Genomic DNA, 23,165 nt, shown 5'->3' on the forward strand with positions numbered 1-23,165 from the left:
GGGTTGGGGGGGGGGTAATGGGTGTTTTTAGTATTTAATGGATTAGTGGTTTATGGTGGGGGAATAGTTTATGTATTTATAGTATATTGTTTGGTTTAAAAAATTGAAAGGTTGAAAAATGAAAAAAATATTAGCTTTAATTTTATCGCTATTTGGATTATCTTCTAATATTTATGCTGATGATAATATTAATAATAAAATGTTGGTTAGAATTTCTGTTGTTGAAGTTTATCCAGAGTATCTTGATGAATACCTTGTTATTGCAAAAGAAGTTGCTGAAGCTTCAATTGAAAAAGAAAAGGGTGTAATATCTATTTATCCAATGATGCTTGTAAAAAATAATAATATAATTAATATTTTAGAAATTTATAAAGACCAAGAATCTTATAATAAACATATTAATTCCGAACATTTTCAAAAATATAAAAAAGGCACATTGCATATGGTAAAATCTCTTGAGTTGCTTGATTCTTATCAATTAAGTGATAAAAATTTTAAAGCAATTTTTAAAAGACAATAATTTCTATATGTTTTTTAATTAAAAGTATTAAATAGATTGTGTGTTTTATAGACAAGGAGTATAATAATTTATTTTAATATAAATTATTTTAATTAGTAATTATTATCTTAATTAATTATAGCAGTAATTTTTATAGTATTTTTAATGTATGTATTAATGCTTAATTGTACTAAAAATACATTATAAATATTAAAATATTATATTTTATACAGATATAATAGTCCCTATTAAAAAATAGGTTTAATTAAGTGGTAATAATGAATATTTTATATAGCTAAAATTAAAATAAATTTTTCAAATTCCATTTTAATTTATTGATGTAAGTAAAACTAATTTTTTATTAAATTAGTTTTACTTTATAATATTTATTTTTTTAAAATATCTTGAACGCATTCAAGTGGGGTTGTAAATATTTTATCGCAACTTTGCTTGAGAGTATTCATATCTGTGTATTCAAATAAAGTTACATAAGCATTCACTCCGGCAGCTTTAGCAGCTTCTGTATCGTTTAAAGTATCTCCTATCATATAAATTTTACTAAAGTCAAATTCTTTTTTAAGTTCGTTAATTTCAAGCATTTCAGAGCCTTTTAAACGACTTAGTGCTTTATAAATTGGTTCTGGATTTGGTTTGCAGTATTTTACTTCATCACCACCCACAACTACGCTAAAATCATCTAAAATATCAAAATCTTTTAAAATTTCTTTAGCAAAATAAACAGATTTTGTAGTTACTAACCCTACTTTAGCATTTTTACTAGCAAGTTTTACTGCTTCTTTTGCCCCATTTAAAAGACTAGTTCCGTCTTTATAATATATTTTATAATTTTGTCTATATAATTTAACTATATCAGCAACTTGCTCTTTTGGCACTCCTATTGTTTCAAACATTCCTTCAGTAGACATTCCAATTAATGTTTTTATATATTCATCACTTAAATTAAAATTATAACTTTCTAAGGCTTTTCTAAGGCTAGTAATTATTGGCTGGGTAGAATCGATTAAAGTTCCATCTAAATCAAAAAATATAATCATTTGTATCCTTTTTTTATTTTAAGCTTAGCAAAATAAAGCTAATTTATTGACAATTTACAAATTTAATTATAAAATCTAATTTAATTGACTTTATCAACTATTAGGAATAACATGTTTTTTAAAAAAATTACCTATGCAAATAGAAAAATCATCAGTAAAGTAAATGAAATTTTAAAGCCATTTAATATTAATGCGACTGATTGGAGAGTATTTTATTATCTTAGCTCAACAAAAAGTGCTAGTTTAAGTGAGATTTGCGAGTTTTATCAGATGGATAAGGCTATTGCGTCTAGGATTTGTAAGAAACTAGAAAAAGCAAATTATTTAGAAATTTCAAGCTCAAATGATAAAAGAGAAAAAATCATTTCACTTAGTTTAAAAGGTAAGGAATTGTTTTTTGATGCAAATATTTTAATTTCTAATTACGAAAAGCAAATTTGTGATGATCTAGACTATGCTGAATTTGGATTATTCATTAATATACTTGATAAAATCAATAAAAAATTATAAGGAGTTTTTATGGGATTATCCAAAAAGTATAATATTTGGAATAAGAATTTTATTTGTGTTTTTATTATTAATTTTGTTATTTGTTTAGTGTTTTTTATTACTACTATTGCTTCTACAGATTTTGCAAAAACTATATTACAATCTAGCACAGCAATAGCAGGTCTTGCCAATGGTATTTTTGTAATTGGAGCACTATTATCAAGACTTTATTTTGGCTCAATTATTGATAATATAAACATAAAAAAAGTTATGATTATTAGTTTAGTTTTGTATTTTATACCTAATTTATATTACTTGTTTTTATCAACTAATTTTGAATTAATATTATCAAGATTGCTTGCTGGTATGTGTTATGGTGCATGCTCTTGTGCTTGTGGTGCTGCAGTAGCTAGACTAGTACCTAGCAATAAAAGAGGAATTGGTATAGGATATTATGCGGTTAGTGTTGTATTAAGTTCTGCTATTGGACCATTTTTAGCAGTATATTTAGTGGGTAAAAATAATTTTAATTTATGTTTTATAATTTCTTTAATTAGTATATTAATAGCATTAATTTCAAGTGTAGTAATAAAAGTTAAAAGATTTAGAAAACATAAGATAAATCACGTTAAAAAATCTTTTTCAATTTTTAATTACATTGAAAAATCGGTTTTGGGTGTTGCTTATGTCGTATTTTGTATGGGTTTTGTTTATGGAGCAATTATTGCTTTTATAAGTTCTTATTCAAAAGAGCTTAATTTAATTGAAGCAGGTTCATTATTTTTTGTATTTTATGCTTGTATTAGTGTGTTTTCAAGACCAATTTCAGGTAAAGTATTTGATAAAATAGGTGCGGATTATGTAATAGTTCCTTCTATTTTGTTTTATGTAGCAAGTTTAATAATTTTAGCTTATACAAACAATTCTTTAATGATGTATTTATCGGCTATTTTTTGTGCTTTAGGATATGGAAACGCTACTTCAAGTCTTCAATCACTTGCTATAAAATTATCTCCTAAAGAGAAAATGGGCTTAGCAAATTCAACATTTTTTATAGCTTTAGATGTTGGAATGGGTATTAGTCCTTATTTATTAGGTTTGATTGAGCCTAGTTACGGGCATTCTAGGATTTATGAAATATGTGCGGGGATAATTTTGTTTTCTTTAATATTGTATTATGCCTTTGTTATGAGAAAATCAAAAGATTTTAAAAAAGATTTAAAAGATTATGAAGATAATTTTTTAGAAAAAAATCACTCGGATATTATCATTAAAGACTAGGAGAAAATATGAAATTTAGTGGAAAAAATGTATTAATTACAGGTGCATCTAAAGGCATAGGTGCTGAAATAGCTAGAGTTTTAGCGGGATTTGGTCTAAAAGTATGGATTAATTATCGTTCAAAACCTGAACTTGCAGAGAATTTGAAACAAGAAATTGAAAAAAATGGTGGTAAAGCAGCAATTATTTGTTTTGATGCAAGTTGTGAAAGTGATTTTACAAATGCTATTAAAACAATAATTGATTGCGATGGAGAATTAAGTTATTTAGTAAATAATGCAGGAATTACAAAAGACAAATTAGTTTTAAGAATGAGCGAAGCTGATTTTGATGATGTTATAAAGGCTAATTTAAATTCAACTTTTATAGGTTGTAAAGAAGCATTTAAAGTGATGAGTAAAAAGCGTTTTGGTAGTGTTGTAAATATTAGTTCAGTTGTTGGTGAGATGGGAAATGCAGGTCAAGTAAATTATTCTGCTAGTAAAGGTGGAGTTATTGCTATGACTAAGTCTTTTGCTAAAGAAGCAGCTAGTAGAGAAGTTCGTTATAACGCAATTACTCCAGGATTTATAGAAAGTGATATGACAGATGTATTAAGTGATGAAATTAAACAAACTTATTATAAAGCAATTCCACTTGCTAGATTTGGTAAACCTAGCGAAGTTGCAAATGCAGTTGCGTTTTTATTAAGTGATTATTCTAGTTATATTACAGGTGAGATTTTAAAAGTTAATGGCGGAATGTATGTGTAATTTATTTACACTTTTTTGTAAGAATACGAGTTTAATTTTATTTTAGGAGAAAAAAATGTCTATTTTTGAAGATGTTAAAAAAGTTATTGTAGAAGAATTAGGAGCTGATGAAGCTAGTATTACACCTGATGCTAAAATTATTGAAGATTTAGGTGCAGATTCACTTGATGTAGTTGAATTAATTATGGCTTTAGAAGAAAAATTTGATATTTCTATTCCTGATGAAGATGGTCAAAAAATCGCAACAGTTAATGATATAGTAAAATACATAGAAGCAAAAAAACAATAAGGATTTAAATTGAGAAGAGTAGTAGTAACTGGCATTGGAATGATAAATGCCCTTGGGCTTGATAAAGAAAGTTCGTTTAAGGCGATTTGTGATGGAAAAAGCGGTGTTGGAGAAATTACTCTTTTTGATACCAGTGATTTAAGTGTTAAAATTGCCGCAGAAGTTAAGGATTTCGATCCTTTAACAGTATTAAATGCAAAAGATGTTAAAAAAGCTGATAGATTTATTCAACTTGGATTACACGCTGCAAAAGAAGCTATAAGTGATGCTAATTTTAAAATGGTTGATGGCGTGATTAGTGAAGTTGATTTAGATGAATTTGGAGTAGTAAGTGCAGCAGGAATTGGTGGCTTACCTAATATTGAGAAAAATTCTAATGTATGTTTGCAAAAGGGCGCAAGCAGGATTTCGCCTTTTTTCATACCTTCAGCTCTAGTTAATATGCTAGGGGGAATGGCTTCAATTGATTATAAATTGAAAGGTCCAAATTTATCTTGTGTAACTGCTTGCGCAGCAGGAACTCACGCAATTGGCGAAGCTTATAAAACAATAGTTTGCAATCAAGCAAATAAAATGTTAGTAATTGGAGCTGAATCAGCTATTTGTGCAGTAGGTATAGGTGGATTTGCTTCAATGAAAGCTTTATCTACTAAAAATGATACTCCAGAAACAGCTAGTAGTCCATTTGACGCTAGTAGAGATGGCTTTGTTATGGGAGAAGGTGCAGCTGCTCTTGTTTTAGAAGATTATGAAGATGCTAAAAAAAGAGGTGCTAGAATATATGCTGAAGTTATAGGGTTTGGTGAAAGTGCAGATGCAAATCATATAACTTCTCCAGCTTTAGATGGTCCATTAAGAGCTATGAAAAAAGCTTTATGTATGGCAAAGGGATTTGATTGCTCTGCTAATAAAATTAAAATTGATTATATTAACGCACACGGAACATCAACTCCAGCTAATGATAAAAATGAAACAGCGGCAATGAAAGAATTGTTTAAAGATGATATGCCTTTAGTAAGTTCTACAAAAGGTCAAACAGGACATTGTTTAGGTGCTGCTGGTGCTATTGAAGCAGTAATTTGTCTAATGGCTATGAGAGATAGTATAGTTCCACCTACAATAAATTATAAAAACCCTGACCCTGATTGTGATTTAGATTATGTGCCTAATGTGGCTAGAAAGCATACAATTAAAACAGCTATGAGTAATTCGTTTGGTTTTGGCGGAACGAATGCTTCAGTGATTTTTAGAAAATTGGATTAATTAAGATGGCAGCTTATTTAGATTTTGAGAAAAATATTCAGCAATTAGATGAAGATATTATTAATGCTAATATTAAAGGCGATATAGAAGCAGTTAAGATTTTAAAAAAGAATTTAGAAAAAGAATTAACAAAAACCTATAAAAATTTAAGTGATTTTCAAAAGCTACAGCTAGCAAGACATCCTGATAGACCATATTCTCTTGATTATGTGAGAATAATTTTAAAAAATGCCCATGAATTACATGGAGATAGAGCATTTAGAGATGACCCTGCTATAGTTTGTTTTGCTGGTTATATTGGTGAGCAAAAAGTAATGTTAATAGGCGAACAAAAAGGTCGTGGAACAAAATATAAATTACATAGAAATTTCGGTATGCCACATCCAGAGGGTTATCGTAAGGTTTTAAGATTTGCTAAAATGGCTGAAAAATTTAAAATACCTATTGTATTTTTAGTAGATACTCCAGGTGCTTATCCTGGAGTAGGAGCTGAAGAGCGTGGTCAAAGTGAGGCAATTGCTACAAATTTATATGAATTAAGTGCTTTAAAAACAATAATTATTTCTATAGTAATTGGAGAAGGCGGAAGTGGTGGAGCTTTAGCTTTAGGTGTAGCTGATAAATTAGCTATGCTTAAAAATTCAGTGTTTTCTGTAATATCTCCTGAAGGTTGTGCTGCTATATTATGGAATGACCCAAGTAAAAGTGAAGCTGCAACAAAGGCTATGAAAATAAGTGCTGATGATTTATATGAGCAAGGATTAATAGATGATATTATAGAAGAAGGCATTGCTCATAGAAACAAAGAGATTACTGCAAATAATATACAAAATTATGTTTTAGAAAAAATAGAAGAACTAAAACCATTAAATCTTGATGAATTGGTTGCAAAAAGAATGCAAAAAATTCTCAAATTGGGTTCTTTTAATGAAGACAAATAATATTTATCCAAGTATCTTACTTGGATAATTTTAGGTTTGTATATGAAATATGTTTTTTTACTCAATATGGGTGGCGTAAATCAAATTGATGAATGTGAAGTATTTTTAAAAAATATGTTTAATGACCCAAATATTTTGGGAATAAAATCAGATTTTTTAAGAAGTCTTGTAGCGTTTATGATAAGAAAATTTCGTATTAAATCTATGAAAGAAAATTATAATAAAATAGGTGGTAAAAGTCCTTTAACTAAAATCCAAAAATCTCTTTGTGATAAATTAAATTCTTTGCAAAAAGATTTTCATTTTGATTTTATATCAACTTATGTTCCGCCTTTTGCTAAAGAAGTCTTAGCTAAATATGATTTTAAAGATAATGATGAAATAATACTATTTCCTTTATATCCACATCATTCTATAACCACTACTACATCATCTTTACAAGATTTTTATAAAAATTTTGATAAAAAAATCAATATAAAAGAAATACCTTATTTTTACCAAGATGAGCTTTATAATAATATTATTTTAAATGAGATACAAAAATATAAAAATATTGATTGTTTGATAATATCAGCACATTCTTTACCGATAAAAACTATAGAAAAGGGTGATATTTACGAAGAGCATATAAAAGAACATTTTGCTATATTAAAGGATAAATTGCAAAACGATTTTAAAGAAATTAAATTAGCTTATCAGTCAAAATTAGGACCTGTAAAATGGTTAGAACCTGCACTTAGTGATGAGTTAGATAAATTAGGCAATAAAAGTGTTTTAATATATCCACTATCATTTTGTATTGATTGTTCTGAAACTATTTTAGAATTAGATATTGAATATAGACATCAGTATAAAGGTGATTATAATGTGTGTAAATGTCCAAATGATAGTGAAGATTTTGCTAAATATATATTAAGTAAATTGGAATTTGCAAATACTAATTTAAATTATGAAAGTCAAAATAAAATTTAAGCTTAAAATGATTTTTTATAACTAATATAAATAACTTATCAAAAGAATTTCAATAATTTTACTTACTTATATTTGGTATCTTATTTATTCTTTACAATTTATATTAAGTTTTGAAATTCTTATTTTAATTTTTTAGATTTTATGGTATTTATAGATAGATTTATTTAGAGTATAAAATAGTAGTTTGGCTAAAATTAGATTTAAAAAATAAACTTTTATTTTAAATTCCATAGTTTTTAATATTAAATTTTAAACTAATTTTAAAATATAAAAGATTAGAGTTTTAAATATTTTTGTTAGCAAAGCAAATAAAATTATAATTAAAATTGTAAAAATAACATTAAAAAATGTAAGTAGTAAATATATATATCATATACAAAATGTGGCGAATTTTTAAAATCGCTTAAAGTTTTATAATGGAATTTAAAGAGCTTTTAAAGTATAAAAACTAATGCACGAAAAATATGTATAATCGTTATTAAATTTTACAAAATAGGCAAAATTAAATTAATCTTGCTAAGTCTTTAAAATCATATTTTAATGATATTTTATGTAGTTTGAGTTTTTAAAAATAATATTAAGTCAAGCTTAAGCAATATATTCCATAAAAATTCATCTAACTTTAGCGAGTAAAAAAAGTTCTTGGCTTTAAATATTTTTATCTATAATTTAAAGCTAATAGTAAGTTTTTGTTATCACAATTTTAAAATGTTGCAATGGTTAAGAATATTGATTTACAAGGCAAATATTTGCTTTGTAATTTTTTCTGTTTTCATTTAATAAATTTAAAAATTAATAGATTTTTTCTATTCAAAAACTTATTCTGATTTATGTTTACTTAGAAGGGGACGGATACAAACTTCATTTAGTTATTCTCGTATCCTTATTACATAATTAGTCATTATCTTTGTTTTAACATAATCTAGGTTTTTCTAACCTTTATACTTACTTATATTTATAAAAATCAAGGTAGGTTTATTAACAGCAGTTTTTATATTCTAGTTGTTATTTCATTTATTTTGATGTTAAATATTATGGAATTTAAAATAAGAATTTGTATTTGAAATTTCATAATTTAAATTCCATAATTTAATATAAAAAATCACTAATAAAAGCTATTTAAAATACTATTAATTGCGTATGTTTTAAATTCTAATATTTTAGATTTTACAAATAAGTTTAGTTTTAAAATTTAGAATTTAAAATGAGAATTTGATTTTTTAATACAGATTATATTTATGTTATTTTTATTAGCTGTAATACCTTTAAAACTCTTAATAACTTAGATTTAAATTTTAAAGATTTTATCTATAATGCTAAAAACATTATAAAATATTTTATCATCTATGATTGAAACTTGTTTGTTAATGCCTTTTGCGTTTAATAATTCTATGAATTTTTCTAAATCTTCTGGATTAAGCAATTCGGTGTTTATAATGCTGCTAAAGAATTTGTTTTTATAAGATAGATGCAAATTCTTGTGTGATGAAAATCTAATTTTTAAATATTCGAAATAATATTCTTTTAAATCATCATAATATATCCTTGTTTTACTAAAAAGTCTAATGATTTCAAAATATTCATCATAACAGATAATTTTTCTTATCATAAGTGGAAAAAGCACAAAACGAAAATGGTGAGGAAAGATAAGAAAAGTAAGTAACAATGCCAACAAATAACCATCATTAAAATACAAAATACAAGCAAAAATTATAATGATATACAAGCATACAAAAACATTAGGAAGTAATAAAAATAGTGATTTATATATAGAAAACAATAAGCTTTTTTTAAGATTTACTATCAGAATTATTTCTTTATCATTTTGCATAATATAAGCCTTTTTTGATAATTTAAGATTACATTATTTTAGCAATTAAATTAGTTAGCTTTAACACTAATTAAAATATATTTAAACTAAATTCTTATTTTCAATTATATAATGTTTTAATTTTTATGCTATTAAAATTGGGCTTTAATTAATAAGTAAATTGCGAGAAAATCTCGCAATTTTTTATTTAAAGTTTAGATTTTTTACATCCTCATCAACTTTTTTCATAGCTTCTGTTGGTAGAGAACCTGTTGGTGGTTTATGGTCTAGTTTTAGAGGTGCTGCTGGAATTGTTGCTGTTTTTGTTAATTCAATTTTAATTCCATAAGGAGCTAACGCATTTGCTAACTCTGCTTGTCCTTCTCTAGCTACTTCTTTACATTGACCTATAATTCTCATAAATTCTTGTGGTGAGTGGAAGCCATAGCTATTTTCACTAAATGATACGTCCCATCTAATATGTGCTTTTCTATGAGCATATTGTGCTTTTTCTATAACTTTTGAAATAGCATCATCTCTTGCTTTATCTTCAAGATTTGCAAATTCAGGAAGTTTTGCTAATTCTTCACGAGCTGTTTTTATATCAGCAATTAATGCTAATAAGTTATTTTCACAACCTCTAAGCTCATAAGCGTGGCGATTTTGAATAAAGCTAATTCTATCTTTTAATACTTGTTCGCTTTGTGGATGGCAAGTTTTACAAGCTGCATTTATATCAGCTAATGGAGATAGTATATTGTGATTAGTTACTTTGTTTGCTCCATCTCTTTTGTATGGCATATGACAATCTGCACAAGTTACACCACTTCTATAATGTAAAGAGCTTGAATACATTTCAGCTTCTGGGTGTTGCATTTTAATTATTTTTGTTTTTGTATCTTTTTGAATGTAATCATATGGGAATTCACCATTTGCAAATTTTTCATCATAGTATTCATCAAAATTCTCTATTTTAAATGCTTCATCTTTTTTCCATTTTGTCCATGGGAATGTTAAAGTGCTATCTTTACCTTCAAAATAATACTCAACGTGGCATTGCATACAAACATAATTTCTCATTTCTTTTCTACTAGCTTTGATACCACTTTTAGCGTCTGCTTCATAGCCTCTTAAAACCATAGCATTAACAAAAGCAGGGCGAGTTACACGAAGACTCATATCATCTGGGTTATGACAATCTGCACAGGTTGATCCCATATGAGAGCCGTGAATTCCATCTCCGTATTTTTCTTCTACTTTTTTCATAACATCAAAATAAGGCATTTTATTCATATTTGTCCAAGCTTCTTTCATAGCTTCGCCTTTTTCACCAAATGCGTCAAAAAATCCCATTTTCTTTGCACCCATTACTTCAGTTTTACCTAGCATAAAACTTGGGCTTAATTTATCACTTTTATAAATAGCAGTTAAAAATCCAGTATGGCAATTTACACAAGCACCAGGCTGACCTTTAAATGCAGGTAATCCGTGAGCATTTAGATATTCTTTATTGTTTCTTTTTGTTTCCATTTGGTCAATTTGTGAGTAATAGTGAGTTCTTGGTTTAGAATAATCAACCGCAAAAGCATATCCATTCCAAAATGTTGTCGCAGCCGGCCAGCGAATAATCTTACTATAAGGTAAGCTTCCGCCAAATGGTGTTTCAATATATTCATCTTTCATTTGTAAATAACCATCTAATTGAGCTGGGAAATTTCTACCCCATTTTGCAAAATCTGGTTCTTCATCACTAATTTCAAAAGTTTTTAATGGTTGAGTTTTACTTTCACCTTTATGTTCTGCAATGTTTGTATTAAGTGCAAATAAGCCTGCACCACCTAAAGCAGCTACCACAATAGCCGCAACATAAACTGATTTTGACATATTTTCTCCTTTTAATTATGTAAATGACCTATTGTTCTATGACAGCTAAGGCAATCAAGTGGCTCGCTATTTAATTTTGTCGTTGCATTGATTGCATTATGTGCGTAGTCTTTATGACAAGTCGCACAATTGCGATTAACATCTTCGTGTGTCATTTCGGTAGGTTCTAAATTAGGTGGATTTCCTCCTACTGTAAAATAATAGCCGTGTTTTAATCCGTGATAAGCTTTTTTAGTCCAATAAGCTACCACATCACCTTGAGGTAAATGACAATCTACGCAACCTGCATTGCTTGAATGCTCACCTTTTGCCCAGCTATCATAAACATCTGTCATAATATGACATTTGCTACAGGCTTCAGGTTTAGAAGTCATCATTAAAAAGCCATCTGCTATTATAAAAGTATAAATTCCACCACCAATAAAAATCCCAATTACTATGCAAAGGGCTAATAAAAGTTTGTTTGTTGGTTTTTTCATTTATACACCTTGTGAAAATTTGAAACACTACTTTAATATAAAAAAGCTTAAAAATAATTGATGGTAATTAATATATTTTTTTAAATTTAATTTAATTTTTAAATATTTTATATTATTTTATGAATGTTTTTTCAATTTTTATTGAATTAAGAATTTTAAGTTAATTTAATGTTGATAATATTTATGTGCTTTACTTTAAAAAAAATATTAATCTTAATCAATAAGATTTTAAAGCAAATAATCTAATCTATTTTTACATTATTATAAGGAGAATAAATGCAAAGACGAGATTTTTTAAAGAGCACAGCAGTTGCAAGTGCAGCAGCTTGCATAAATCCTACTATTGCCTTAGCAAAAGACGAAACAAGTGAATGGACTTGGGATAAAGCAGTTTGTAGATTTTGTGGAACTGGCTGTGGTATTATGGTTGCTACTAAAAATGGCAAAATTGTAGCTACTAAGGGCGACCCTGAAGCACCTGTAAATCGTGGTTTAAATTGTATTAAAGGATATTTTAATGCAAAAATTATGTATGGAGAAGACAGGCTTGTAACGCCTTTATTAAGAGTAAATGCTAAGGGCGAATTTGATAAGAACGGAAAATTTGCTCCAGTATCTTGGAAAAGAGCTTTTGATGAGATGGAAAAACATATGAAAAAAGCTTTAAAAGAACAAGGTGTAAATGGTATAGGAATGTTTGCAAGTGGTCAGCATACTATTCAAGAAGGATATGCTGCTTCAAAATTATTTAAAGCTGGTTTTAGAAGCAATAATATAGACCCAAATGCTAGACATTGTATGGCAAGTGCTGTTATTGGTTTTATGCAAACATTTGGTATTGATGAGCCTGCAGGTTGCTATGATGATATTGAACTTACTGATACTATTATTTGTTGGGGTTCAAATATGGCTGAAATGCACCCAATTTTATGGAGCCGTGTAAGTGATAGAAAATTAAGAGACCCTGAAAAAGTAAAAATTGTAAATCTTTCAACCTATACAACAAGAACTAGCGACATTGCTGATATGGAACTTATATTTACTCCAAGTTCTGATATTGCAATATGGAATTATATTGCTAGAGAAATTGTATATAACAATCCAAAAGCAATTGATTGGGAATTTGTAAAAAATCATTGTGTATTTACAACAGGATTTGCTGATATTGGATATGGAATGAGAAATAATCCAAATCATCCAAGCTTTAGCGAAGCTGAAAAAGATACCGTAGCTAAAGAAAATGCAATCACTTTAGATAAAGATGAAGCAATAGCATTAAGTCATTTAGGTGTAAAAGATGGCGAAAAATTTGAAATGAAACATCAAGCTCAAGCAGCACTTAACTGGCAAATTCAATTTGAAGATTTCAAAAAAGCACTTGAACCTTATACATTAGATTATGTTGCAAGCGTAGCTAAAGGAAATCCTGATGAAGATATAGAAGAATTTAAGAAAAAATTAAAAGCATTAGCTGATTTATATATTGAAAAAAGCAGAAAGGTAGTAAGCTTTTGGACTATGGGCTTTAACCAACATACTCGTGGTAGTTGGGTAAATGAACTTGCATATACTGTGCATTTATTAGTAGGAAAACAAGCAAAACCAGGTGATGGAGCATTCTCTTTAACAGGTCAGCCAAGTGCTTGTGGAACAGCAAGAGAAGTTGGAACTTTCGCACACCGCTTACCTGCTGATTGGGTTGTAGCAAATCCTAAACATAGAGCTAAAAGTGAAGAGCTTTGGAAAGTTCCTGAAGGAACAATTAATGGTGTTCAAGGAAATCACTTTATGCAAATGATGAGAAATCTTGAAGATGGAAAACAAAAATTCGCATGGGTTATGGTAAATAATCCTTGGCAAAATACTGCAAATGCAAATCACTGGATAAAAGCTGCTAGAGAAAAAGATAATTTTATAGTAGTAAGTGATTGCTATCCTGGAATTAGTGCAAAAGTTGCGGATTTAATTTTACCTACAGCTATGATTTATGAAAAATGGGGAGCTTACGGAAACGCAGAAAGAAGAACTCAACATTGGAGACAACAAGTATTGCCAGTTGGCGAAGCTATGAGTGATTTATGGCAATTATTAGAGCTTAGCAAACGCTTTAAATTAAGCGAAGTTTGGAATGAAGTAAAAATTGATGAAAAGACAACATTACCAAGCGTATTAGAAAAAGCTAAAGAAATGGGATATAAAGAAGATGATACTTTATACGATGTTTTATTTGCTAATAAAGAATGTAAAGAAATTTCATTAGATGATAGTGAAAGCTTAAAAGATTGGTTAAATAGCGAAGTTAAAGGCGATAGTAGAAATGTAAAAGGTAGTGATGGCAATGTATTTAAAGGCTATAATTTCTTTATTCAAAAATATTTATGGGAAGAATATAGAAAATTCGGAGCTGGTCACGGACACGATTTAGCTAGTTTTGAAACTTATCATAAGGTAAGGGGCTTAAGATGGCCTGTTGTTGATGGTAAAGAAACTCAATGGAGATTTAATACAAAATACGATGTATATGCTAAAAAAGCAAATCCTGAAGGTGATTTTGCATTCTATGGGGATTTTGATAAATCAATTAAAAGTGGTGATTTAGTAAAACCAACAAGCGAAGAAGCAACAGCAATTACAAATAAAGCTAAGATTTTCTTTAGGCCATTTATGAAAGCACCTGAAAGACCATCTGAAGAATATCCATTCTGGTTATGCACTGGTAGGGTTTTAGAGCATTGGCATAGTGGAACAATGACAATGAGAGTTCCTGAATTATTCCGTGCAGTTCCTGAAGCTATGTGCTATATTCATCCAGAAGATGCTAAAGCTTTAGGAGTTGAGCAAAGAGAATTAGTATGGATAGAATCTCGCCGTGGAAAAGTTAAAGCTCGTATTGATATGCGTGGAAGAAATAAACCACCAAGAGGTCTTGTTTATGTTCCTTGGTTTGATGAGAATGTTTATATTAATAAAGTTACATTAGATGCAACTTGTCCAATTTCAAAACAAACTGATTTTAAAAAGTGTGCAGTAAAAATAACTAAGGCGTAATATTTATGAGAAGGCAATTTTTTACAAATACTATAAAGATTTTAGCAGTTGGTGTTGGAACTTTTAGCATATTCAAACTAAACGATACACCAAAAAGTGAAAGCAAAATTGAACTTAAAAAGAGTTTTTTTCTACGCCCACCAGGAGTTGTTAGTGAAAAACATTTTTTGGCTAATTGCATTCGTTGTGCTAAATGTGTAAAAGCTTGCCCTTATAATACTTTAAGTTTAGCTAAGATAGGGGAATTTGCTAGTTTAGGAACTCCTAAATTTAGTGCAAATGAAATTCCTTGCTATTTATGCGATGATTTGCCTTGTATTAAGGCTTGTCCGACAGATGCGCTAGATAAAAGTATTAATAAAATTTCTTTAGTAAATATTGGTCGTGCAATAGTAGATGAAAGCTCTTGTGTAGCTCATTTTGGAATTCAATGTGATGCTTGCTATAGGGCGTGTCCTTTTATAGATAAAGCTTTAAAGCTTGAATATAAAAGAAATGAGCGAACTAAAAAACATGCAATGTTAGTGCCTAAGGTTGATTATGATTATTGTGTGGGTTGTGGTTTATGCGAAAAAGTTTGTATTACTAAAAAGCCAGCTATTGTTATTTTGCCTACTAGTTTTATATTGGGTGAGAGAAATGATAATTATGTTAAAGGCTGGGTTAGTGGTGATGATGAAAGATTAAAACACATAGATACTAGCAAAAAACACGATGAGAAAAAAGCTATAAATTACCTAAATGATGGAGAATTTTAATGAAGATATTAAAAAATAAATATTTGATTTTAAGAAGATTTATCCAATTAGGACTTTTAGCTTTATTTATATTACCTAGTGCTGATTTTATTTTAAAAGGAAATCTTAGCTCTTCGCTATTATTTAATAGTATTAGCTTAAGCGACCCTTTTGCGTATTTGCAAATATTTTTAGCAACTTTTACTCTTAATGTGGGATTATTTATATCTGCATTTTTAGTTTTTATTATTTATGCTTTGTTTTTGGGTCGCGCATTTTGTTCTTTTGTTTGTCCTGTTAATTTGATTACAAATTTAGCAGATTTTATCAAGCAAAACACAAGTTTTAAAAGCTCTAAGCTGACTAATTTTAAACAAAACACTAGATATTTTATATTATTTAGTATTTTGATTTTGTGTTTGATAGCAAATGAGCCAATATTTGAAAAGTATTCTCATATAGGAATAATTACTAGGGGAATAATTTTTATGCAAACTTCGGCTATATTTGTTGCAATTATTATATTTTTACTTGATTTATTTGTGCAAAGGAATTTAGTTTGTTCGCATCTTTGTCCATTAGGTGCTTTTTATAGTTTAATTTCAAAATTTGCTATGTTAAAAGTAAGTTATGATTTAAATAAATGCACTAAATGTATGAAATGCAAAATGATTTGTCCAGAAGCTCAAGTATTATCACTTATTACAAAATATAGTGGTAATGTTAGCAATAGTGAGTGCATTAAGTGTGCTAGATGTATTGAAGTATGCGATGATGATGCACTTAATTTTAATTTAATTAATTTTTTGAAAGGAAAAAAATGAAAAAAATATTTTTAAGTTTAGCTGCTAGTAGTTTGTTGATTGCTGCTAGTGTGAGTGATACTGAAATTGGTTTAAGAAAACATTCACTAAACGATGAAACAAAATTAGAAATCAAGAATTTTACATACTCTGAAAAAGAAGCTGGAGAAGCAGAGCGTTTTGAAAGAGCTTATTTAAATGCTCCACCACAAATTCCACACAATGTAGAAGATTTTTTACCAATTACTCAAGATAATAATATGTGTCTTAGCTGTCATGATTTAGGTGCTGATAATGAGCGTGTAAAGCTTAGTATTGAAGAAGCAACTCCTATGCCAGCAAGCCATTATTATGATTTAAGAAATGAGAAAAAACTTGATTCTATATCTCAAGCAAGATATAACTGCGTTCAATGCCACGCACCACAAGCAAATATTGATAGTGGAATCAAAAACACATTTAAGCCTGATTTTAGAAATGATGAATTAGGCAAACATCGTTCAAATTTACTTGATGTAATAAATGAAGGATTAAAGTGAAAAAATTGCTATTATTTATAGCTAGTTTAGGTTTAGCAAGTGAGCTAAACCTAAATGAATTAGAATATTTAGAATATGATTGTTATATAAACTATATCAATAATGAATTTGTAGCGTGTGGCAATGATATTTATAAAAATAATGATAAGGTTTTAAGCCTTGATGATAATATTATTTTTATTGATGATTACGATAGTAGCATTTTAGCAATTAGTTCAAAAGATGGATTAAAGACTTTAAACATTTATAAAGATAATAAATTATTGAAATTTAAAATCTCAAGCGATATTAATAAGGCATTTTTATACAAAGATAAAATAATTCTTACTTCTTTAGGAAGCGAACTAATCATAAGAGATTTATCATTTAACTTAATAAAAAAAGTTCATTTTTCAAATGCAAGCATAAATGCTGCAAGTATTAATAAAGAAAAGGCAAAAATTGCTTTAGGATTTGAAAGTGGAAAAATAGTTGTTTATGATTTAAATTCTAATGATTTTATAAGCAAGGAAGTTCATAAAGATAATATTTATAATGTAGATTATAAAAAAGATAATATTATTTCTTGCTCAACTGATAGAAAAGTTATAATTAATGATGATAAATTAAATGAAATTACTAATATAGAAAGTGATAATTTAGTTTATAATTGCGCTTTAAGTGATAATTTAAACTTTGCTTATTCTTGCGATTTAGAAAATAATATTTGTATAGGTAAGGATAAAATAAATATAGGTAATTTATATCTTAATTCAATATTATTTGATAAAAATACATTAAAGCTCAATGCTTATTCAAAAATTTTATACAAAAAGGATTTTTAATGATTTCATCTTTAGTAGTTATTGCAAATGAAGAATTTGAAAACGAAATAAAAAATATAAAAGATGCCAACATAGAACAAGTAATTGATAAAAAGTTTATCGTTTTAATTGAAGCTAGTGATTTTGACAATACTTTAGCAACTTTTAATGCCATTAAGCGATTAGATAGTGTTATAGATGTTAATATGGCTTTTAGTGAAGCTAGTGAATTTGATTTAGAAATTAACGCTCAAAAAATAGCAGATAAAGTAAATGCTTTAGGCAATGCAGAGAATATTGAGTATTATGGAAACATTTATAATAAATATTAATAATTTAACTCGTAATTTTTTTATATTTTTATCTTTTAATATAAAATTCTTATAAGTATTATAATTTTAGATTATAATACTTACTCACATTTTTAATTAGATTAAAAAATTAATTTATTTTTAAGGAGAAGCTATGAATAAGCTTTTATGGATAGTTGTTGCTATTCTTGGAGCATTTTGTATGGGCGTTATTGCTTTAAATAATGGCGAAACAATAAATGCTGCTTGGATAGTTGTAGCTGCTGTTTGTATTTATACAATCGGCTATAGATTTTATGCTTTGTTTATAGAAACTAAGCTTTGCGGCGTTGATGCTACTAAGATTACTCCTGCTGTAGCACTTAATGATGGAAAAGACTTTGTTCCTACAAACAAATATGTTTTATTTGGCCATCACTTTGCTGCAATTGCAGGTGCAGGACCACTTGTTGGACCAATCCTAGCAGCTCAAATGGGATATTTGCCTAGTGTATTATGGATATTAATTGGTGGTGTTTTGGTTGGTAGCGTGCATGATTTTGTTGTGCTTTTTGTATCAAGCAGACGCGGTGGAAAAAGTCTTGGCGAAATGATTAAAGACGAGATGGGGAATTTCGTTGGTGTTGTTTCTATGATAGGAATTTTTCTTATTATGCTAATTATCATTGCTATTTTAGCTATGGTTGTTGTAAAAGCTTTAGCACATTCTCCTTGGGGGACATTTACAATAGCTTCAACAATTCCTATTGCTATTTTTATGGGAATTTATATGAGATTTATTCGCCCAGGTGCAGTCGGAGAAGCTAGTATAATTGGCTTTGTTTTACTTATGATAGCTTTATATTTAGGAAAAGTTGTATCAAACGACCCTGATTTAGCAAGACATTTTGATTTTAGCGTTCTTGAACTTAGCTTTATAATGATGGGCTATGGAATGATAGCTGCGATTTTACCAGTTTGGTTTTTACTTGCACCAAGAGATTATCTTTCAACATTTTTAAAAATCGGTGTAATTTTGATAATGGCTATTTGTGTTGTTTTAGTTTCTCCTGAAATTAAAATGGCAAAAGTTACACATTTTATAGATGGCACAGGCCCTGTGTTTGCAGGTGGATTATTTCCATTTTTATTTATAAATATTGCTTGTGGGGCGATTTCAGGCTTTCACGCATTAATTTCTAGTGGAACAAGCCCAAAAATGCTAGAAAATGAAACACAAGCAAAAATGGTAGGCTATGGTTCAATGCTAATGGAGAGTGCGGTTGCTATTATGGCTTTAATTGCTGCTTGCATACTTCAACCTGGAGTATATTTTGCAATAAATTCAGCACCAGCAATTATAGGCACGACACTTGAGAGTGCGAGTGCAGCTATTAGTGCTTGGGGATTTAGCGTAACTCCTGCTGATATTCAAACACTTGCTAATGATATAGGTGAGAGCACTATATTAAGTAGAACAGGTGGAGCACCTACATTTGCAATAGGCTTATCATTAATTATTCACGAGCTAATCGGTGGAAAGGAAATGATGGCATTTTGGTATCACTTCGCTATTTTATTTGAAGCATTATTTATCTTAACAGCAGTTGATGCGGGAACTAGAACTTGTAGATTTATGGTTCAAGATATGTTAGGAAATGTTTATAAGCCACTTGCAAACACAAGTAATTTAGGAGCAAATATATTCGCTACTTTAATTTGTGTTGCTGGATGGGGCTGGTTTTTATATGGTGGTGCGATTGACCCACTTGGCGGAATTTATTCACTTTGGTCGCTTTTTGGCGTATCAAATCAACTTTTAGCAGTAGTTGCTATGTTTTTATGTGGCTCTGTATTTATTAAAATGGGAAAAAGAAAGTATATCTTAGCTATTGTTTTACCTGCGCTTTTTGTAATCTCAACTACATTTACAGCAGGTATTGCAAAGGTATTACCACAAAGTGAAAGTAAAATCGCAAACTCAATTTCTCACGTAGCAACAGCTCAAATTAATTTTGCTAAAGCTGATGAACTATTAGTAAAAATTAATGCAGGAGATAATAGTGAAGCGACTTTAAAAGAATTTAATAAAGCTAAACAAGTAGCACATTCTAATGTAGTAAATGCTATTTTAACGATTTTCTTCTTATTAGTTACCATAATAGTTGGAATTAAATTCGTTCTAATTTGGAAAGAAAGTTATTCTAATAGGTTTAGCATTCCACTTAAAGAAGTGGTTTATGAAAAAGCAGCTTCGTGAGTTTTTTTACGCAATGCTTGGAGCACCTGATTATGAAAAATATTTAGAGCATTTTAAGAAAATGCACCCTGATAAAACTCCTTTAACTAAAAAGGAGTTTTTCATAGAACAAACAAGCAAGCGTAAAACAAAATGCTGATAAATTTAAGTAGCTAGTTAGCTAATACAAATTATCTTTATTAGCAAATATTTTTATCTTTTTTTATAATTTTATTTTTAAAAATCTTGAATAATTATTAAATAATTTTAATCCATTAACTTCTTGTTAGCGGGGGGGGGTATTACAATAGCTCTTTTATTTAATCAAAGGAGTCATTATGGACAAAAGTTCTTATTTAATGTTGCTTGATAATAAAATATCAAGCGAGCAAAAGTTTATGCTAAGCAATAAACTTGACAGCTTAAGTGAAGAGAAATTCAAAAATCTTTCTTGTATTAATTACAAACACCCTATATTGGCAATGAATTTAGGGTTTTTCTTCGGGATATTAGGTATTGATAGGTTTTATCAAGGCAATAGGTCTTTAGGTTTTTTAAAATTAGGAATATTTTTAATAGGCTTAATTAGTATGCTTCTTTTTATAGGGATATTTATTTTATGGGCTTTATATATTTATGTTTTAATAGATATTTATTTTGTATATAAAGCAATTCAACAAAGTAATTATCAAAAAATTTTACAAGCTATAGGCTAAGTAATAATTGGTTTTCAATACCAAATAACGGCAAAATTAGTGCAAAAGATAATAGCATATAACAGAATTATTAAAAGCTAAATAATTTGTAAGGTTAAATATTGCAAAGTTATTTTGCCTATATTTTGCCTTTAATCCATTTTAAAATTAAAAATAAAGAAAATAAAATTAAAGGAAAAAAATGAAAAAAAAGAAAAATATCGCTATTGGTATTATTGTAGGTTTAATAGCTGCTAGTTTATTTAGCACTAAGGTATTTGCTTTTATGTTGTATTTAAAGAATCCTAATAACCCTTATAACTCGTTGAAAAATATTGAAGCAACAATTAACTTAGTAAAAAGTGTAGGGGAATTTGATAAATTTATATCGCAAGAGCGTTTGGCATTAGAACTATATGCTTCTTATGGTTTAACTTTTATCTTAGGATTTGTAATAGCGTTAATAGCATTATATTTTGTGCAAAAAGCTAAGAATAAAAATAAAACACAAAACTGATTTAATATTTTTATCTTAAAGTTATAAAAACATTAAGCTCTGTTATTTTTATAACAAAGCTTAATGTATAAATAAAAATTAAAATTATGATTAGACTAATTTTTTAAATACTAGAATTTAAAATCATCAAGAAGTTAAAATTAGAAAGCGTAAAATAATAACAAAAAAGCTATTTTATGGCTAATTGATTAAAATTTTTAATAAATCATAAGCTATATAAATCATTATTAGGCTAGTTAATATTTCTATAAAAAAATATATTTTTTTATTTAAAAGTATTTTACTAATTTTACTAACTCCTAATCCTAAAGAAAAAAACCACAAAAAAGAAGCACATACACCACCTAAGAAAAATAATATCCTTTCATTTTGTTGAATATTTATAGCGTTTGCTCCAACTAAAAATATGGTATCTAAATAAACATGTGGGTTTAGTAAAGTAATTGCTAAGGTTAAAATTATTGCTTTTTTTGCATTTAATTTTTCATTATCATTTTGAAAATCACAATTAGTGTTCATAAAGGCTGATTTTAGTGAAATCATCGCATAAGTGATTAAAAATAACATACCTAAAATTGTAACTATTAAACTCATTGTTTCGTTTTTTAATAATACTTTACCAACTCCAAATACTCCACAAGCAAGTAAAATAGCATCGCAAATAAAACAAATACTGCATATTAAAATTATATGATTTTTTAATATTGCTTGTTTTATTACAAACATATTTTGAGCTCCGATAGCAACAATTAATGATAATATTAATATAAAACCTTTTATAAAAACCATTGTAAAATCCTTTTAAAAATAATATTATATAAAAAAATAATTTTAAGGATTAATATGAAAAAACCAACAAAAGCACAAATGCAATTAATTAAAAAATTACCATTTAAATATCAAATAATTGCTTTAATTATTTTTTTAGTAGTTGCAAATTTTTCTTATTTTACTTCTTTTACTAAAGAGTATTTACTAGAAAAAGTAAGTGATGGAGATACTATAGTTTTGCTTAGCAAAGGAGAAAAAATCAAAGTGAGATTTTATGGCATAGATGCACCTGAAAGTGCTCAAGAATACGGGCAATTTTGTAAAAATATGCTAAGTGATTTTCTTAAAAATAAAGATATTAAGTTAGAGATTAAAGACAAAGATAAATATGGACGGGTTGTAGGTATTGTCTATGCTAATGGCGAAGATATAAATAAAGCAATGGTAAGAAATGGTTGTGCGTGGTCGTATCAAAACTATACGAAAAAATATTTAGATGATGAAAAATACGCAAGAGCCAATAAATTAGGATTATGGCAAGGTAAAAATCCACAAAATCCAAGAGAATTTAGATTAGAGCATAAAAGAGATTGATTAGCAAATCTTTTATGTTATCTTTAGATTTTATTTTAACTTAAGGAGAAAGCTATGGGATTTTTTGATAAACTCAAAGCAGCTTGTGGTATTCCTGATTATGAAGCTTATTTAAGAGAACATAAGGAAAAATACCCAAATGAAGAGCCTTTAAGCAAAGAAGAATTTTTAAAGCGTGAGAAAGAGCGTTTAAATTCTAATTGTGCTTGAGGTTAATTAAGAAGCAAGTTTGCTTATACAAGATTAAGGACAAGCAATGTTTAAAAAGCTTAAAGCATTTTTTAAAACAAAAACTCAAAGCTATGAAAAATACTTAGCTGAATGTGAAAAAACAGGCGAAAAGCCAAAAAGTGAAGAAGAATTTAAAACGATTAAAAAAAGTTGTTGATTATTTAAAAGAAGCTAGTTTAGTTTT

The 23,165-nt window shown here is 28.1% G+C and carries 26 protein-coding genes; 21 read left to right on the forward strand and 5 right to left on the reverse strand.

Annotation, left to right across the window (positions count from 1 at the left end; all coding sequences use genetic code 11):
• Positions 1-118: 118 nt before the first annotated feature.
• Positions 119-520: a putative quinol monooxygenase gene (locus tag AVBRAN12654_RS06330; RefSeq protein ID WP_214150678.1), complete on the forward strand. Its 402-nt coding sequence runs from the start codon at positions 119-121 to the stop codon at positions 518-520.
• 365 nt (positions 521-885) lie between these two features.
• On the opposite strand, the gene AVBRAN12654_RS06335 is transcribed toward AVBRAN12654_RS06330, so the two are convergent.
• A complete protein-coding gene (locus AVBRAN12654_RS06335) occupies positions 886-1,554 on the reverse strand; it encodes an HAD family hydrolase (RefSeq protein WP_214120537.1) in 669 nt (222 codons plus the stop codon).
• Between the two features lie 111 nt (positions 1,555-1,665).
• Here AVBRAN12654_RS06335 and AVBRAN12654_RS06340 point away from each other — a divergent pair, with 111 nt between their 5' ends.
• Genes AVBRAN12654_RS06340 through hemH form a run of 7 tightly spaced genes read left to right on the forward strand, consistent with a single transcriptional unit; the run spans position 1,666 to position 7,541 of the window.
• Positions 1,666-2,064, forward strand: a complete 399-nt coding sequence (locus AVBRAN12654_RS06340) for a MarR family winged helix-turn-helix transcriptional regulator (protein ID WP_336614153.1) — start codon at positions 1,666-1,668, stop codon at positions 2,062-2,064.
• Between the two features lie 9 nt (positions 2,065-2,073).
• Complete coding sequence (locus AVBRAN12654_RS06345) at positions 2,074-3,324, forward strand: MFS transporter (protein ID WP_214118268.1); 1,251 nt, start codon at positions 2,074-2,076, stop codon at positions 3,322-3,324.
• A gap of 8 nt (positions 3,325-3,332) precedes the next feature.
• Complete coding sequence (fabG, locus tag AVBRAN12654_RS06350) at positions 3,333-4,076, forward strand: 3-oxoacyl-ACP reductase FabG (RefSeq protein WP_214118270.1); 744 nt, start codon at positions 3,333-3,335, stop codon at positions 4,074-4,076.
• A gap of 55 nt (positions 4,077-4,131) precedes the next feature.
• Positions 4,132-4,365, forward strand: coding sequence for an acyl carrier protein (gene acpP / locus AVBRAN12654_RS06355; RefSeq protein ID WP_214118272.1), 234 nt, complete (start codon positions 4,132-4,134; stop codon positions 4,363-4,365).
• 9 nt (positions 4,366-4,374) lie between these two features.
• Positions 4,375-5,628, forward strand: a complete 1,254-nt coding sequence (locus tag AVBRAN12654_RS06360; RefSeq protein WP_214118274.1) for a beta-ketoacyl-ACP synthase II — start codon at positions 4,375-4,377, stop codon at positions 5,626-5,628.
• Between the two features lie 5 nt (positions 5,629-5,633).
• Positions 5,634-6,569, forward strand: coding sequence for an acetyl-CoA carboxylase carboxyltransferase subunit alpha (locus AVBRAN12654_RS06365; RefSeq protein ID WP_214118277.1), 936 nt, complete (start codon positions 5,634-5,636; stop codon positions 6,567-6,569).
• Between the two features lie 42 nt (positions 6,570-6,611).
• Complete coding sequence (hemH, locus tag AVBRAN12654_RS06370) at positions 6,612-7,541, forward strand: ferrochelatase (RefSeq protein ID WP_214118279.1); 930 nt, start codon at positions 6,612-6,614, stop codon at positions 7,539-7,541.
• Positions 7,542-8,829: 1,288 nt separating this feature from the next.
• On the opposite strand, the gene AVBRAN12654_RS06375 is transcribed toward hemH, so the two are convergent.
• The 3 genes from AVBRAN12654_RS06375 to nrfH all read right to left on the reverse strand — a co-directional run bounded on the left by AVBRAN12654_RS06375 (position 8,830) and on the right by nrfH (position 11,714).
• On the reverse strand, positions 8,830-9,372 hold the full coding sequence (locus AVBRAN12654_RS06375; RefSeq protein WP_336614154.1) for a hypothetical protein: 543 nt from the start codon (positions 9,370-9,372) through the stop codon (positions 8,830-8,832).
• A 183-nt stretch (positions 9,373-9,555) separates the two neighbouring features.
• Entirely contained in the window at positions 9,556-11,235 is a 1,680-nt protein-coding gene (locus AVBRAN12654_RS06380) for an ammonia-forming cytochrome c nitrite reductase subunit c552 (RefSeq protein ID WP_214120425.1), read from the reverse strand.
• Positions 11,236-11,246: 11 nt separating this feature from the next.
• Positions 11,247-11,714, reverse strand: a complete 468-nt coding sequence (nrfH, locus tag AVBRAN12654_RS06385; protein WP_214118286.1) for a cytochrome c nitrite reductase small subunit — start codon at positions 11,712-11,714, stop codon at positions 11,247-11,249.
• Between the two features lie 276 nt (positions 11,715-11,990).
• On the opposite strand from nrfH, the gene napA reads away from it, so the two are divergent.
• The 10 genes from napA to AVBRAN12654_RS06435 all read left to right on the forward strand — a co-directional run bounded on the left by napA (position 11,991) and on the right by AVBRAN12654_RS06435 (position 21,385).
• Positions 11,991-14,762, forward strand: coding sequence for a periplasmic nitrate reductase subunit alpha (gene napA, locus AVBRAN12654_RS06390; RefSeq protein WP_214118288.1), 2,772 nt, complete (start codon positions 11,991-11,993; stop codon positions 14,760-14,762).
• 5 nt (positions 14,763-14,767) lie between these two features.
• Positions 14,768-15,520 carry a ferredoxin-type protein NapG gene (napG, locus tag AVBRAN12654_RS06395; RefSeq protein ID WP_214118289.1) on the forward strand — a complete coding sequence of 251 codons (753 nt, stop codon included), beginning with the start codon at positions 14,768-14,770 and terminating at the stop codon, positions 15,518-15,520.
• Positions 15,520-16,323, forward strand: a complete 804-nt coding sequence (gene napH / locus AVBRAN12654_RS06400; protein WP_336614155.1) for a quinol dehydrogenase ferredoxin subunit NapH — start codon at positions 15,520-15,522, stop codon at positions 16,321-16,323. The genes napG and napH overlap by 1 nt, the downstream gene beginning before the upstream one ends.
• Complete coding sequence (locus AVBRAN12654_RS06405; protein ID WP_214118292.1) at positions 16,320-16,841, forward strand: nitrate reductase cytochrome c-type subunit; 522 nt, start codon at positions 16,320-16,322, stop codon at positions 16,839-16,841. Before napH ends, AVBRAN12654_RS06405 begins: the two co-directional genes overlap by 4 nt.
• Positions 16,838-17,665, forward strand: a complete 828-nt coding sequence (locus AVBRAN12654_RS06410; protein ID WP_214118300.1) for a hypothetical protein — start codon at positions 16,838-16,840, stop codon at positions 17,663-17,665. The genes AVBRAN12654_RS06405 and AVBRAN12654_RS06410 overlap by 4 nt, the downstream gene beginning before the upstream one ends.
• Positions 17,665-17,976, forward strand: coding sequence for a chaperone NapD (locus tag AVBRAN12654_RS06415; protein WP_214118302.1), 312 nt, complete (start codon positions 17,665-17,667; stop codon positions 17,974-17,976). Before AVBRAN12654_RS06410 ends, AVBRAN12654_RS06415 begins: the two co-directional genes overlap by 1 nt.
• Positions 17,977-18,109: 133 nt before the next feature.
• Positions 18,110-20,194, forward strand: a complete 2,085-nt coding sequence (locus tag AVBRAN12654_RS06420) for a carbon starvation CstA family protein (protein ID WP_214118304.1) — start codon at positions 18,110-18,112, stop codon at positions 20,192-20,194.
• Positions 20,175-20,333 carry a CstA-like transporter-associated (seleno)protein gene (locus tag AVBRAN12654_RS06425; protein WP_214118306.1) on the forward strand — a complete coding sequence of 53 codons (159 nt, stop codon included), beginning with the start codon at positions 20,175-20,177 and terminating at the stop codon, positions 20,331-20,333. Before AVBRAN12654_RS06420 ends, AVBRAN12654_RS06425 begins: the two co-directional genes overlap by 20 nt.
• A gap of 178 nt (positions 20,334-20,511) precedes the next feature.
• Positions 20,512-20,889 carry a TM2 domain-containing protein gene (locus AVBRAN12654_RS06430; RefSeq protein WP_336607417.1) on the forward strand — a complete coding sequence of 126 codons (378 nt, stop codon included), beginning with the start codon at positions 20,512-20,514 and terminating at the stop codon, positions 20,887-20,889.
• A 181-nt stretch (positions 20,890-21,070) separates the two neighbouring features.
• Positions 21,071-21,385, forward strand: a complete 315-nt coding sequence (locus tag AVBRAN12654_RS06435; RefSeq protein ID WP_336614156.1) for a hypothetical protein — start codon at positions 21,071-21,073, stop codon at positions 21,383-21,385.
• A gap of 180 nt (positions 21,386-21,565) precedes the next feature.
• On the opposite strand, the gene AVBRAN12654_RS06440 is transcribed toward AVBRAN12654_RS06435, so the two are convergent.
• A complete protein-coding gene (locus AVBRAN12654_RS06440) occupies positions 21,566-22,174 on the reverse strand; it encodes a LysE/ArgO family amino acid transporter (RefSeq protein ID WP_336614157.1) in 609 nt (202 codons plus the stop codon).
• A gap of 54 nt (positions 22,175-22,228) precedes the next feature.
• Here AVBRAN12654_RS06440 and AVBRAN12654_RS06445 point away from each other — a divergent pair, with 54 nt between their 5' ends.
• From AVBRAN12654_RS06445 to AVBRAN12654_RS06455, 3 genes are read left to right on the forward strand one after another with little or no spacing between them, the layout of a single operon-like run.
• Complete coding sequence (locus AVBRAN12654_RS06445) at positions 22,229-22,750, forward strand: thermonuclease family protein (protein WP_336614158.1); 522 nt, start codon at positions 22,229-22,231, stop codon at positions 22,748-22,750.
• A gap of 54 nt (positions 22,751-22,804) precedes the next feature.
• Entirely contained in the window at positions 22,805-22,960 is a 156-nt protein-coding gene (locus AVBRAN12654_RS06450) for a CstA-like transporter-associated (seleno)protein (RefSeq protein WP_214118312.1), read from the forward strand.
• 46 nt (positions 22,961-23,006) lie between these two features.
• Positions 23,007-23,138 carry a hypothetical protein gene (locus AVBRAN12654_RS06455; protein WP_275591981.1) on the forward strand — a complete coding sequence of 44 codons (132 nt, stop codon included), beginning with the start codon at positions 23,007-23,009 and terminating at the stop codon, positions 23,136-23,138.
• Positions 23,139-23,165: the final 27 nt, after the last annotated feature.

This window comes from Campylobacter sp. RM12654 (assembly GCF_020137585.1).
Taxonomy (GTDB): Bacteria; Campylobacterota; Campylobacteria; order Campylobacterales; family Campylobacteraceae; genus Campylobacter_E.